General features: G+C 54.9%; 10 protein-coding genes. 8 read left to right on the top strand and 2 right to left on the bottom strand.

All coding sequences use genetic code 11. The features are described from left to right. Nucleotides 1-264 precede the first annotated feature (264 nt). From rfaE2 to SH248x_RS01090, 8 genes are all read left to right on the top strand, one after another. Nucleotides 265-1794, top strand: a complete 1530-nt coding sequence (gene rfaE2, locus SH248x_RS01125; protein ID WP_459556672.1) for a bifunctional HldE family protein — start codon at nt 265-267, stop codon at nt 1792-1794. Nucleotides 1795-1887: 93 nt separating this feature from the next. After that, nucleotides 1888-2970, top strand: a complete 1083-nt coding sequence (gene waaF, locus SH248x_RS01120) for a glycosyltransferase family 9 protein (RefSeq protein WP_459556671.1) — start codon at nt 1888-1890, stop codon at nt 2968-2970. Further along, a complete protein-coding gene (locus SH248x_RS01115; protein WP_459556670.1) occupies nt 2967-4139 on the top strand; it encodes a glycosyltransferase family 4 protein in 1173 nt (390 codons plus the stop codon). Before waaF ends, SH248x_RS01115 begins: the two co-directional genes overlap by 4 nt. Continuing rightward, entirely contained in the window at nt 4093-4974 is an 882-nt protein-coding gene (locus SH248x_RS01110; protein WP_459556669.1) for a protein kinase family protein, read from the top strand. The genes SH248x_RS01115 and SH248x_RS01110 overlap by 47 nt, the downstream gene beginning before the upstream one ends. A gap of 231 nt (nt 4975-5205) precedes the next feature. Continuing rightward, the gene (plsY, locus tag SH248x_RS01105) at nt 5206-5865 is read left to right on the top strand and encodes a glycerol-3-phosphate acyltransferase (protein WP_459556668.1); all 660 of its coding nucleotides are present in this window, start codon (nt 5206-5208) and stop codon (nt 5863-5865) included. 263 nt (nt 5866-6128) lie between these two features. Beyond that, a complete protein-coding gene (locus SH248x_RS01100) occupies nt 6129-7742 on the top strand; it encodes a serine/threonine protein kinase (protein WP_459556667.1) in 1614 nt (537 codons plus the stop codon). Between the two features lie 190 nt (nt 7743-7932). Continuing rightward, the gene (locus SH248x_RS01095) at nt 7933-11280 is read left to right on the top strand and encodes a PVC-type heme-binding CxxCH protein (protein ID WP_459556666.1); all 3348 of its coding nucleotides are present in this window, start codon (nt 7933-7935) and stop codon (nt 11278-11280) included. Further along, the gene (locus SH248x_RS01090; protein WP_459556665.1) at nt 11277-11819 is read left to right on the top strand and encodes an NUDIX hydrolase; all 543 of its coding nucleotides are present in this window, start codon (nt 11277-11279) and stop codon (nt 11817-11819) included. Before SH248x_RS01095 ends, SH248x_RS01090 begins: the two co-directional genes overlap by 4 nt. A 121-nt stretch (nt 11820-11940) precedes the next feature. Here the strand turns inward: SH248x_RS01090 and SH248x_RS01085 are convergent, their stop codons facing one another. Both SH248x_RS01085 and eno read right to left on the bottom strand, forming a co-directional pair. Next, entirely contained in the window at nt 11941-12504 is a 564-nt protein-coding gene (locus tag SH248x_RS01085) for a hypothetical protein (protein WP_459556664.1), read from the bottom strand. A gap of 143 nt (nt 12505-12647) precedes the next feature. Continuing rightward, nucleotides 12648-13919: a phosphopyruvate hydratase gene (gene eno, locus SH248x_RS01080; RefSeq protein ID WP_459556663.1), complete on the bottom strand. Its 1272-nt coding sequence runs from the start codon at nt 13917-13919 to the stop codon at nt 12648-12650. Nucleotides 13920-14336 lie beyond the last annotated feature (417 nt).

Here is a 14336-nt window from a genome sequence, read left to right as displayed (position 1 = left end):
TCCAAGGTCGGTCTCAGGAATGGATCTCGGCTGGAGAACACGGTTTATGGGAGAGATGGGGAATCGCGGGGATTGTGACGCAAGTACACGGTTTGAAAACATGATGACCGCGCCGAGCAGCTTCTACAACCGGGATTGACGAATTTCAGGGGATCAGACAGACTCTTCGGGCTTACGAGACCGCCTGTACGAAGCGGGCCGGGTTCTCATGTCTCACAAATGCCACACATTCCCCCCTTTGCTCCAGTCAGGGACGACACGAGCATGTCTTACCATTTGATCGATTTAGTGCAGTCACTGGACAATCCCCGCCTGTTGGTACTGGGGGATTTGATCCTTGATCGCTACCTGTGGGGAAATGCAGAACGCATCAGCCAGGAAGCTCCCGTCATCCTTCTCCGAGAAGAGAAGAAGGAACTGCGACTGGGCGGAGCTGCGAATGTCGCCCAGATGATCCGAGGACTCGATGCCCAAGTCACGCTGGCCGGGGTCGTCGGGCAGGATGTCGAAGGGGAACAGACCAGAGAGCTGCTGAAATCGCATGGCATTTCGTGCGCTGCCATCATTGAAGACAAAGAACGCCCGACGACGCTGAAAGAGCGGATCATCGGCAAGGCCCAGCATCGTCACCCCCACCAGATGATGCGGATCGATCGAGAAGTTCGCGATCCCCTGGGGAAAATCGCCAAAGCGAAACTTTGGGATCGCCTGATTCCCGCTATCGAACATCACGATGCGATTCTCATTTCTGACTACGCCAAGGGTGTCTGCGATGAAGAAACCGTCCAGCGCGTCGTCGAAATCGCAAGGCTTTCAGGCAAACAGGTCATCGTCGACCCGGCATCGATTCACGACTACCGCATGTACCGCGGCGTGACTGCGATGACGCCAAACCGTGTGGAAACGGGGAAGGCAGCGGGCATGGAAGTTAACACGATCGAAGATGCGTTTCGTGCTGGTCGGAAACTCGTCGAAGAACTCAACATGGACCGCATTTTCGTGACGCTGGATAAGGACGGCATTGCCGTCGTCGAAGCCAGTGGCGAATGCAGTCATCACCCGACACGGTTCCGCGAAGTCTACGACATCACCGGCGCAGGAGACATGGTCCTCGCGATGATCGGTGTCGGTGCAGCGGCGGGTTGGACTGCTCCTGAACTCGCAAAACTGGCGAACATTGCTGGCGGGCTGGAAGTCGAGCAAATCGGTGTCGTTCCGATTTCTCGACCAGAGATCGTTGCAGACTTGATTCGCGAAGGTCATGGACTCGATACGAAAGTCTACGAGCCGACGCTACTGGGGCTGCATCTTGATGCACGTCGTCGCATGAAACAAAAGATCGTGTTTACGAATGGCTGCTTTGATGTCCTGCACATTGGGCACGTCAGCTATTTGAACGAAGCTGCTCGACTGGGGGATTGCCTCGTCGTCGCAATCAACAGTGATGAGAGTGTTCGATCGCTCGGCAAAGCTCCCGATCGTCCCATCTTCCCAGCGGAACAACGAGCTGCGATGCTCGCTGCGTTGGAATGTGTGGACTACGTGACGGTCTACAACGAATCAACGCCACATCAGGTTTTAGAGAAGATTCGCCCGGATGTTCTCGTCAAAGGTGGAACGTATCAGCTGAATGAGGTCGTCGGTCGTGAGATCGTCACGGGGTATGGCGGCGAAGTGAAAGTCCTGCAGGAAGTGCCTGGGATTTCTTCGACGAACATTCTGAAACGCATGCGTGGCGAACCGTCGGTTCTGCCGTTTCCGAAGCCAGACATGCCGCTGCGAAAAGCGTCTTAAGAGAGTTCACTACAAAAGACTCGAAGGGCGTGAAGTTTCACCATGTGAGAGCTCAGGTCATTCGAGTCGAGATCGATGAGTTGAGTCCGTTCGATGAATACTCCCAAGAAAATAGCGGTTTTCATGCCCAACTGGGTCGGCGACGCGATCATGGCGACGCCAGCGATGACTGCGCTGCGCCAGCAATGGCGAGATGCTGAGATTCATGCGTTGCATCGACCGGTGATTGGGTCGGTCCTGGAGGGGCAAGGCCTCGTTGATCGACAGATCGTGCTGACAAAAGAGAGCCAGAAGGCGTTTTCGAAATCATCTCGGGAGATGCTCAAGAGCCTTCGAAGCGAAACGTATGACCTCGCAATTCTGTTTCCGAATTCATTCCGGTCCGCCTGGCTGGCGGCACGCATGGGCGCCAAGAAACGTCTCGGGTTTGCTCGCGATGGGCGGACATGGCTATTGACCAATTCCCTTCCGCCGAAGTCCAAGCAGATTCCGAACCCCGTGATGGATGAATACTCCCGGCTGGTGGAATCGCTGGGGATTGCGGTGAAGTCGAATCGAATGACACTGGCGATCAGTGATGCTGATCAAGTTGCCTTGGAAGGTTTTCGTCATCGAAATCCGAGCGTGTTCAATGCCTCGTCTGGATACATCGCCCTCAATCCGGGCGGGGCGTTCGGGGCTGCCAAGCATTGGCCGACAGAACACTTTGCGGCGCTGGCGCAGCGTCTTGTAAGCGAGACGGGACTGGGAGTCGTCGTCCTTTGCGGGCCGGCGGAAATTGCGATTGCTAAACAGATTGTTGAACTGGCGAAACATCCTCGCGTGACTTCGCTGGCGAATGAAAGCGTGAGCATCGGGTTGTCCAAGGCGGTTGTGAAACATGCCCGCATGATGGTGACAACCGATTCGGGACCGCGTCACTTTGCAGCTGCGTTTGGTGTTCCCGTCGTCACGCTGTTTGGGCCGACGCATATTGCCTGGAGCGAAACGTATTATCCTCTCGGAGTTCATCTGCAACATCAGGTCGACTGTGGGCCGTGTCAACAGCGCACGTGTCCGCAGAAGCATCACAAGTGCATGCGTGATCTGAGCGTCGAACGGGTTTTCAGCAATGTGCAGACACTGCTGGCTCGGACGTCGACAGAGAACCCGACTATCAGGACCAAAGTTGCATGAAGATTGCTCTCGTCAAACGTCGCTATTCTCTCAAATCGGGCGGGTCGGAACGCTACTGCGTGATGATGGCGCGCGGCCTGATGGCGGCGGGACACCGAGTCACGGTGATTGGTCATCAGATCGATGATGAACTGCGTGGCGAAGTCCGCTTCATGCCCGTGCCGGTGAGTCGCTGGAGTTCGTCGACGAAGAATCGCAGCTTCGCGGTGAATTGCGCCCATGCGATTCGAGCAGGGCGGTTTGATGTCGCCTACGGGCTGGGACGGGCTTTCGGAATCGATGCAGTCCGCGTGACAGAGCGTCTGCAATCCCACTGGCTGAGGGTCTATTATAAGCCGGGGTTTGCCCAGCGACTCCAGCAGCTCAATCCTCGTCATCGCACGCTGATTGAACTCGAACGACGTATTTATCTCGCAGATTCCACGCGTCGGATTGTGACACAGTCGCGCCTTGATCGCGAACTGTTGATGAAATACTACGGCGTCCCCGATGAGAAGATTCGCATCATCTACAACGGCATCGACAGCCAGCTGTTCCATGCCGATGTCCGTTTTGAACGCGAGCAGACACGTCGCAAATTTGGATTGCCGATGAATGCTCCGTTACTGGTCTTTGCTTCGATGGACTTCGAGGGCAAAGGGCTGAGGACGATTCTGCAGTCACTGGCTGATTTGAAGCACCTGGGGCTGCATTTGCTGGTACTCGGGACAGGTCCGATCCAACAGTTTCACAATTATGCCCGCAGTCTGGGAATTGAAAGACAGGTCGTCTTTGCAGGACGCCAGTCCGACATTGCCAACTGCTATGGGGCTGGCGACCTGTTCATCCTGCCGACCGAGTATGAACCATTTCCCAACGTCAATCTCGAAGCGATGGCCTGCGGCCTGCCCGTGTTGACGACGATGACTTCGGGTGGTGCAGACATCATCAATGATCGACAAAACGGATATTTGATCCCGACACGCAATTCGCTGTCTGAGATGTCTGGTTCGTTGACCGATTTCTTTCAACTGACTGAATCTCAACGGGCACAGATGTCGCAGCATGCGATCGAAACAGCGAAAAAATTCCCGATTCAAAACACGATCAATAACACCCTCGTCATGCTTGAGGAACTCTGCCATGTCCGCGCTGGTGTTACCCAGACGTCGACTCGACTTGCGGCCTGACGATCTGGTCTGGGACAATGGTCGATTGATGATCAAACAGTCCTTCTCGGAACTGTTTGACGGGCATTCGTTGACCAGTTTTTCCTCACTGATGAACCAGCCGGAATTGGCATCCGCGAAAGCGGCCCGCAAAGATCGTCTGACCTACCGCTTCGAGCTGAGTTCCCCTGCGGGGGTTCGCGTCTTTTATCTGAAGTGGCATGGTCGGGCTCCGTGGAAGGATTATGTCAAACCGTGGTTGCAGGGAAAAACCGCGATCGTCGGTGCCTGGAACGAGTGGCAGGCGATGCATCATTTCGAAGCGGCTGGCGTCGCTTCGATGAAGCCCGTCGCTTATGGCGAGCATCATGCGGAATCGTTCGTCATCATTGAGGGTCTGGAAGGCTATACGAAGCTGAGCGATCTGCTGAAAAAGCATCCCGTCTCGGCGTTTCAGACTTCCGCCGTCTACGAACTCATCGACACACTCGCGGCTCAGACCGCGAAGATGCACGCAGCCAACCTGCATCATCAGGATTACTACCTGGGGCATCTGCTGGTGGAAAACTGCTTTGAACGCTGCCTGATCGACGGAGTAACGTGGACCACTGCACCGACCCTGCGGGTGATTGACCTGGGTCGTGCGCTCAGACAGCGATCAATGATTCGTCGGTGGATCGTCAAGGATCTGGCGCAGTTGGACTATTCAGCCAGGGAATGTCCTGCAGAATGGCGTGAGCGATTCTGGACGACGTACTGTCACTCGTTGAACTATTCCGATACAAATGGGCTGCTCAAAGCGATTCAATCAAAATCGTCTCGGATTGCGACCCATTCTCGCAAGCACAAAATCTGATCCGAAAGTCGTCGTCACGAGACGCTTCCGATTGTCCTTTTCGAGCGAACCGCTATAAGAAGCTACAGCGAACCGTGCCATGTTTGCAGCTTTGAGCAAGCATGCGATTTTTGCACGTTCGTTTTGATTATCGTCTTGTTCGCAGTTGGCATGCTCACTCAAAGCTGTGAGCATGGCACGATCTCTAATATCGATCTGTTCCTCATTTAACTGCAAAGCGACTTTCGCGACATGGCCTGGCTGCTCGTTTTTCTGATCTGCTATTTCGCTGGCAGCATTCCGTTCGGACTCATCCTTTGCTGGTGGGTGCGCGGCATCGATATCCGTCAGCACGGCAGTAAGAATATCGGCGCGACGAATGTCGGCCGTGTGATCGGGCACAAGTGGTTCTGGGTCGTGTTCGCCTTTGATGCCCTCAAAGGTGCGCTGCCGACGTTGTTGGTGCCGATGCTGTTTCGAGACTGGTTTGCTCCCGAGCAGATGAATCACGTTGCTGTTTTTGCGGGACTGGCGACGATTCTCGGGCATATGTTTCCCTGCTGGCTGAAGTTCGCGGGCGGGAAGGGCGTTGCAACAGGACTGGGAGCAACGCTGGTATTTGCTCCTTACGCAGGCTTGGTGGCTCTGGTTGCATTCCTGGTGACCTATGGTATTTGGCGTGTCGTCTCGCTGGGTTCGCTGGTGGCTTCGGCTGCCTTCATGATCGCGGAAATCATCATCTTGCTGCCAAATCCATTTTCTGCGGAGAACTGGTCTGTCGCTGCTATCAGTATCGTCGTTCCGACGCTGATTATTATTCGCCATAAGAGCAATATTGTTCGCCTGCTCAACAGTCGGGAGCTCTCGACGAAATCTGGCGAGAAGCCATCCGAGAAGACGAAAACGCCGTAGCCTGCGTCGGAATCGCAATCTGATGACATTCGACATGAAAACGGATGGCCACTGAAGAACAGGTTTGCACTTCGAGCCCCTGATCTTCATAATGTGGACTGGGAATTTCCAATTTCTTGCCGGCTGGTCTGGTACGCGCAATTTCATCGTCTGCTTTCTTCGCGCGGTCGCCATGGTCCTGCGGTTGGGAAACGAAATCCCGCGGGCCAAACGCTGTCATTTCATGTCTTTATCTTCCACGCGCTCCCAGGACGGAGTTTCCCATGAATACGCCTCCCGCACGCAGTCAAACCAGCGGCCGAGCACCATCGACCCAACCAATCGAAGAAACGATGGTGGAGACCCCTGTCACTAGCTCTCAGAAAACCCCGCCAAATGCCTCGTCTGGAAACAAGCCAGGAGAAGAAGGTGACCTTCAAGCGGGGACAATGCTCGGAAATTATCAGATCGAGAAAATCCTCGGTCGTGGCGGAATGGGGGCTGTCTACCTCGCCAAGCATGCCAAGCTGGAACGCAAGTACGCAGTCAAGACCATGAGTCGTCAGTTGTCGACGAAAGAGGCGTTTGTGGGTCGCTTCTATCGCGAAGCCAAGGCGATGGCGAAGATCGAGCACCCGAATGTCGTGAAGTGTTATGACGTCGATGAATCCAACGGTATGCATTACGTCGTCATGGAATTGATCGATGGCCAGAGCATGCAGGACTGGATGAAGCAGCTTAAAACGCTGAGCATTGCCGACGCGGTTTTAGTCACGATCCTCTGCGCGGAAGCCCTCAAGCACGCGCATGGGCTCAACATGGTGCACCGCGATATCAAGCCGGATAACATTCTCGTCACGAGAAAAGGTGAGGTCAAAGTTTCTGACCTGGGACTCGCGAAGTCTCTCGATGATGAAGAAATGTCTTTGACGCAAAGCGGGACCGGACTGGGTACGCCGTATTACATGGCTCCTGAGCAGGCCCGTAACGCCAAGCACGTCGACGGGCGATGCGATATCTATGCTCTGGGCGGAACGCTGTATCACTTCCTGACTGGCGGGTATCCCTTCAAAGCGGACTCGACCGTCGAACTGATCATGGAAAAAGAGAAGGGGATCTTCAAACGTGCCAGTCTGACGAACAAGCAGGTGCCCGAGCGTCTTGATCTCATCCTTGATAAGTGCATGGCGAAGAAGCCCGAACACCGCTATTCCACCTGCGAAGAGCTGATTCGTGACCTGGAGAACCTCGGCGTCGCAGGCACATCGCTGAGCTTCATCAACTCACCCGACAAAGTCGTGGCCCGTGGTGGCAGTGGAGCTGCGACCATGACCAACATGAAGACAGCGTCAACGGCCCCCAGGATGCCAGCAGCGGCGGCCTCGTCTGTGAATACTGCGAGCAAGGCGTCATCAACAGCAAATGCTGCAGTCAATGCCGCAACCGCGTCGGCCCTCTGGTTCGTCAAGCACAAAGGCTCCGACGGCAAGGAGACAGTGACGAAGACGACTCAAGACAAAGTCATCGCAGCACTGCAGTCCGGAAAGATTGATATCTCTGCCCAGGCCACCCGCGATCCCAAGAGGCCATTCGCCGCATTAGGGCAGTTCTCAGAGTTCAATGACGTTGTGCAGAAGAAGGCAGCCGCGCTTGCTGCAGAACAACGCGGGAAGAAGCTGCAGGATTCTTACAAGAAGATCGATGCTCAGTACCAGCGACAAAAATGGTGGCGCTTCCTGGACCGCATGAAAGATGGTGTGATCGGTTGGATCAGCCTGATCGGTCTGATTGCACTCATGGGACTCGCGGCTTACTTCGCCTATGCTTACCTTTGGCCACTCGTTTACGAAATGGTCCAGGGCTGGGCTGGGGGAATGGGTCTCAAGCCTGAGAAATAAGATTCTCAAGAAGAGTCGCAGGACCAATTGCGAATTGCGTTCACTGAGACTCATTACGCATCCACAGCGTTGATTGTGATCATCCGACTGCCTTATAGTACGGGTCGAATCTGCGTTGCGTGTTCGCGTTGCGTTCCTATTCAAAACGCCTGATTGACGTTCTTACCCGATTCATGCTGTGGAGTTTTTCGTGACGAAACTGTCCGTCTGCCTGCCCGTCACTTCGCTTGTGTTGTCCTGCTTTCTGCTGACGTTTGCGATTGCTGCTGACGAATATAAGCCAGAAATTGCTCAGGCTTCGAACGAAGGCCAGGTCGCGATTTCAACGTTTGCCAAACCCGCTGACATCAACATCAAGTTGATCGCCGAAGAGCCTCAGATGGCCAATCCGGTGGCATTCTGCGTCGACGAACAGGGGAACCTGTACGTCGCGGAATCATTTCGACAAAGCAAAGGGATCGAAGACAACCGCGGTCACGGCGAATGGATGGATGAAGAGCTTCAGGCTCAGACGGTGGCAGACCGCATCGCGTACATCAAGAAGTACCATGGCGACAAACTCGATCATTACACCAAAGAACAGGACCGTGTCCGTCTTCTCAAAGACACCAACGACGATGGCTACTTTGAAGACGCCCATATCTTCGCGGATGGCTTCAACGCGATCGAAGACGGTACCGGAGCAGGTCTGATCTCGCTGAATGGAACCATCTATTACACCTGCATTCCCCACCTGTGGATGCTCAGAGATAACTATGGCGATGGGACAGCGGACGTTAAAAAATCGCTGCATGATGGCTTTGGCGTTCGCTTCGCTTTTCGCGGTCATGATATGCACGGTCTTGCACTGGGCCCCGATGGTCGGATCTATTTCAGCATCGGGGATCGTGGTTACAACGTCACCACTGACGAAGGCGTTCATCTGAAGCGTCCCAATACCGGGGCGGTCTTCCGTTGTTATCCGGATGGCTCGGGACTGGAAGAGTTCGCCTACGGACTGCGGAACCCGCAGGAACTGGCCTTCGATGAATATGGCAACCTGTTCACCGGCGACAACAACTCCGATGGAGGCGATAAGGCTCGCTGGGTTTATGTCGCGCAGGGAATGGATGCCGGCTGGCGGATGGAATTCCAATACATCAGCGATCGTGGTCCCTGGAACCGCGAACGGATGTGGCATCCTTACCACGACGACGAGACGTCCAAAGAAGTCCAGCCAGCCTACAATCTCAATCCAATTCTGAACTTTGCAGACGGTCCCTCTGGACTGACTTACGATCCGGGTTGGGGACTGCCAGAGGAATTCCGACGTCACTTCTTCCTGGCGGACTTCCGAGGCTCGCCGAATGCCAGTGGGATTCGGACCTTCAAGATGGAACCGGATGGTGCCAACTTCAAGCTGACCGATTCAAAGCAATCATTCTGGAACATCCTCGCGACCGATGTCGACTTCGCCTACGACGGCAGCGTCTATGTCGCCGACTGGGTCAACGGCTGGAACGGGATTGGAAAGGGACGGATCTATCAGTATTCCAACGCGAATCCCGACGAGAAAACGAAGGCCCTCTCTGTTGAAGTTCCCAAACTGATGAAAGAAGGCTTTGTTAAACGCTCGGATGACGAGTTAGTCAAACTGATGGGACATGTTGATCAACGTGTCCGTCTGCGTGCTCAGTATGAATTGGCCACACGCAAGAAAAATGATCTCCTCAGCAAAATTGCGTTGACGACCACTGCCCCTCAGTTGCAGCGGATTCACGCAGTCTGGGGACTGGGTCAGATCGCTCAGAAGGAGCCGAAGTTGCTGACCGTCCTGAAGCCATTGCTCAAGGACAGCGATCCAGAGTTGATTGCACAGACACTCAAGGTTGCAGCGGAAGTAAAACAGCCGATCGATGAAGCAACCGTGATTTCACAGCTATCGAATGCCAATTCACGGATTGCCTACTTCGCGGCACAAGCGGTCGCCCAATTGAAACTCAAAGCGGCGTTTTCACAAGTCGTCGCCCTCCTGGAAAAAAATGCGGATCGCGATCCGGTTCTGCGACATGCGTGCATCATGGCCCTCTCGAAATGTGCGACGCCGGAGCAGCTTTCCGGGTTGTCGAAGAATGATTCTCGCTCCGTGCGACTGGCTGCAGTTGTTGCACTTCGTCGACAGAAGTCACCAGAGATCAAATCTTTTCTGAACGATGCGGATGCCATGGTCGTCTACGAAGTTGCCCACGCCATCAACGACGAACCAATGGCAGACCTGGATGAGCATCTTGCGACATTGACACTCAAGAACGATGCCCCGGACGGACTGGTTCGACGTGTCCTCGCGGCCAATTATCGACTCGGGACCAGCGACGCGGTCGAACGCATTGCTGCCATCGCTGCGAATCCAAAGTTCCGTTTCGCTGCCAAACAACAAGCCCTCTCGGAACTGCTGCGTTGGGAATCGCCATCACAATACGACATGGTCACCAACCATCACCGCGTCATCGGCAAGCGAGATCCTTCAAACCTCGGCGACGCCTTGCTCGCGAACTGGAAGGCGTATCTGGACTCGCAGCCAGAGATCATCGTTCTCGCGGCTCAATTGGCTGAAAAGACGAAGACAACGTCACTCTACCCGGACATCGCTGCACTGCTCGATGAGACGAAGTTTGATGAGAAGGCACGGGCTCAATTGCTGACCGCAGCTGCCGAACTAGATCCACCGAAGGCGATCCCTGTGATCTCCAAACTGCTCGGTTCAAAACCAGGGCCGCTTCGTACCCAGGCCATCAAACTGCTCGCTCAGAAGGATTTCCCAAAAGCCGAGCAATACATTCGCGAACTGATGACGAAGGGCTCGGCCGACGAACAGCAGGCGATGATTGCGTTGCTGTCGGAGCTGAAGTCTCCAGAGGCTGACAAACTCCTGCTGTCGTGGACGAAGGAACTCGTTGCCGGGAATGCCATGCCGGAGGTTCAGCTCGACCTTCTCCTGGCAGCCCGGAAGAAGAACACTTCGGAATTCAAGAAGCTGGTCGACCAGTTCAATGCTCAGCGCGATGCGGGCGATCCACTCTCACAGTGGAAAGAAACCCTCGTCGGCGGCGACTTTGATCGTGGTAAGAAAGTCTTCTTCGAACACCGCGATGCCTCCTGCTTGCGATGCCACAAGATTGGCGGCGAAGGGGGAGCAGTGGGCCCTGATCTTTCCAACATCGGCAAAGAAAAGACTCGCGAGTACCTGCTCGCTGCGATCGCGACTCCGGATCGCGACATTGCCAAAGGCTTTGAGACAACCGTCGTGATCATGGAAGACGGAAAAGTCCATGCCGGGATCGTCAAAGAAGAGACCGCTGACGAACTCAAACTGGTCATGCCGACGGCGGAGATCGTGACTCTCAAGAAAGTTGAGATTCTCGACCGCGCACCAGGTCAATCAGGCATGCCCGCTGACATCAAAGACAAGATCACGAAGTCCGATATTCGCGACCTCGTCGAATACCTGAGCAATCTCAAGGGCCAGGCTTCTGGCGGTGCAGAAAGCCACGGCGAATGACGACGCATTTCGGAACGCCGCCCGTTGGTGAGGAGTTCTTTGACGTCGTCGACGAACAGGATGTGGTGATCGGACAGGCTCCACGCAGCATTGTTCATCGAGATGGACTGCTGCACCGGGCCTGTCACATCTTCGTGTTCAATTCCAAAGGCGAGATGCTCATTCATCGACGCTCAGCCGACAAGGATGAGTTTCCGCTGGTCTGGTCGACATCAGCGAGTGGGCATGTTTCCGCGGGGGAATCCTACGATGAATCGGCTCAGCGCGAGACCTTTGAAGAGATCGGCCTGACGGGACCGCTGGAGCTGCTTGCAAAGTTTCCTCCCTCGAAGGAAACATCCAACGAGCATGTCTGCGTTTACCGGATGAAAAGTGACCAGACGCCGACGTTCGATCCCGGAGAGATCATCGAAGGTCGCTTTGTTTCGCTCGAAGAAATTGATGAATGGGTGAGCCGAGCACCACAAGAATTTACGCCATCGTTCGTGCTGTTGTTCCGCTGGTACTGCGAGACGTTCGTCGGCGAAGGGAGTGGCTGACCTCTTAACGTAGGGTCCGCTGTGCGGACCGTTTCTTCTTTGACCGATGATGACTTTCACAACCACTCGAAACTTGATCGACGATTGAATATCTACTGACGGTCCGCACAGCGGACCCTACTCAATCGTGCCAGTAGCGAGTTTTGATGCTGCTCCAGAGACTGGTTTGTCCGTTTGAGCGACGTCTGCCGTTTGGGTTCAGCAGCAGAAACGAAAACAACAACAGGCCACCCGCTCCCAGCAAACTGATGGAGCGATTCCTGGCATCCTGCTCCCACGGGGCGATTGCTTCTACTAGCCAGTCCGGCTGGAGCTCCATCACCCAGTTGGCTTCGCTCTCTGTGGCCGCGGGACGCGCAGATGTGTCGTGTGTCAGTTCCTGAGGGAGTGAGACCGACTTGGCTTTGGTTGCAGTTTCCTGTCCGAACACTGCTTTGGCGACTTCTGCTCGAAACCGGGGATCATTCTCCAGGGCGTCAATCAGCTGACGCGTATGCTGCCCATCGGCTTCGAATTGGACAAGCTTGTGCTGGTTGGCGACAAAGACTTCCTGATCTCGTCGCAGCTGCCCCAGCTTTGGCGACAAAAGAGCGAGCGCCATGAGCACGACAGCCCCAAACGCGACCGGCCAGAAGACCAGTGCGCGCAAAGAGAGAGGTCGCGAATGAGACGAAGCATCGATCATGCAGCGCTCATAGCACGAAACCGCGAATGCCACCAGATGGCCAGTCGGTTCAAGACCGGAATTGCAGAGTCTACACATGCACCAAAGAAAAAAGCACAGACGAAACCGCCTGTGCTTTTGATGATCGGATTGCTGAACTGCAATTACTTGATCGTGCCGCCGTAGATAGCGTCGTCGCCGAGGATTTCTTCGATGCGGAGCAGTTGGTTGTACTTGGCGATACGGTCGGTGCGGCTGGCAGAGCCGGTCTTGATTTGACCGGTGCCCAGTGCAACCGCGAGATCTGCGATCGTCGTGTCTTCGGTTTCACCAGAGCGGTGAGACATGACGGCCGTGTACTTGTTGCGGTAAGCGAGGTTCACTGCGCGGATGGTTTCCGAGAGCGAACCGATCTGGTTGACCTTCACCAGGATCGAGTTACCGACGCCTTGATCAATCCCCTGCTGAAGACGCTTAGGATTGGTGACGAACAGGTCGTCGCCGACGAGCTGGCACTTATCGCCAATGGCGTCAGTCAGGCCTTTCCAGCCGTCCCAATCGTCTTCGCTGCAACCATCTTCGATCGAGCAAATCGGGTACTTGCCGACCAGACCAGCGAGCTTCTCAACCATCTCGGCTGGAGAGTACTTCTTGCCTTCGAGGGTGTAGACCTTGGCCTTGGCATCGAAGTATTCGGTGGATGCACAGTCGAGAGCCAGCTTGATCTGCTCGCCTGGTTTGTAACCCGCTTTTTCGATGGCTTTCATACAGACATCGAGAGCATCTTCGGTGGATTTGAGGTCAGGAGCAAAACCACCTTCGTCACCGACGGCTGTGCTCATGCCCATATCAGACAGAACTTTCTTCAGGGTATGGAAGGTTTCCACACCAGCTCGCAGAGCTTCGCTGAAGCTGGAAAAGCCGATTGGCATGATCATGAATTCCTGCATGTCGATGCCGTTGTTGGCGTGGGCACCGCCGTTGATGATGTTCATCATCGGAACCGGCAGACGGCAGGCAGCGACACCACCGACATAGCGGAACAATGGCAGATAGGTCGCGCGGGCAGCAGCGTGGGCACAAGCCAGTGAGCAAGCGAGGATGGCGTTAGCCCCGATGCGGGATTTGTTTTCGGTCCCATCACATTCGATCATCGCACGGTCGATGCCGATCTGATCTGTGACGTCCATGTCGTACAGGACATCGGCGAGTTCGTCGTTGACGTTTTCAACAGCCTTGGTGACAGCCTTGCCCAGGTAGCGGGACTTATCGCCGTCGCGAAGTTCGCAGGCTTCGTGAGTACCAGTTGACGCCCCTGATGGAACTGCAGCACGGCCGACGGTGCCGTCTTCGAGCTCGATGTCCACTTCGACGGTTGGGTTTCCGCGGCTGTCGAGAATCTGACGCGCTGTGACTCCGGTAATGACCATGCTCATGAAGTGTCCTTTGACTGGTAAGACCTGCGAATTGATTCGGTACTCAGGCGACGGATGTACTCGCCCGCTGCGTTGGCTTTTGTAGCAGAAATGGACGTCGTTTTCCCGCGCGGGGGAAGATTTTTGCGGGAAAATTCATTGCATAGAGCATTGTGGATGCGTGGCTGCTCTCAGTTTGCCGAGATGACTGAAACGCAGAGCACGCAGAGGAAAGCAGAGTTCGCAGTGAAGGGAATCCAGATTCAACGCAAAGCCGCGAAGACGCCAAGGGGGTCAAAGAGGACTTTTGAACTTTGCGATCTCTGCTCAACTCTGTTCTCTCTGCGTTCCAGTCTTCTCTGCCTCAGTTCCAAAAGCAAACGCAGGCGCAAACGTCAGGCCATCGAGATTGGATCAAACCGACCTCGATGGCCTTTG

Origin of the sequence: Lacunimicrobium album, from assembly GCF_052161635.1 — a bacterium.
Taxonomy (GTDB): Bacteria; Planctomycetota; Planctomycetia; order Planctomycetales; family Planctomycetaceae; genus SXPC01.
Note: the sequence above shows the minus strand (reverse complement) of the source record. Positions and strands in the feature narration are given on the sequence as shown.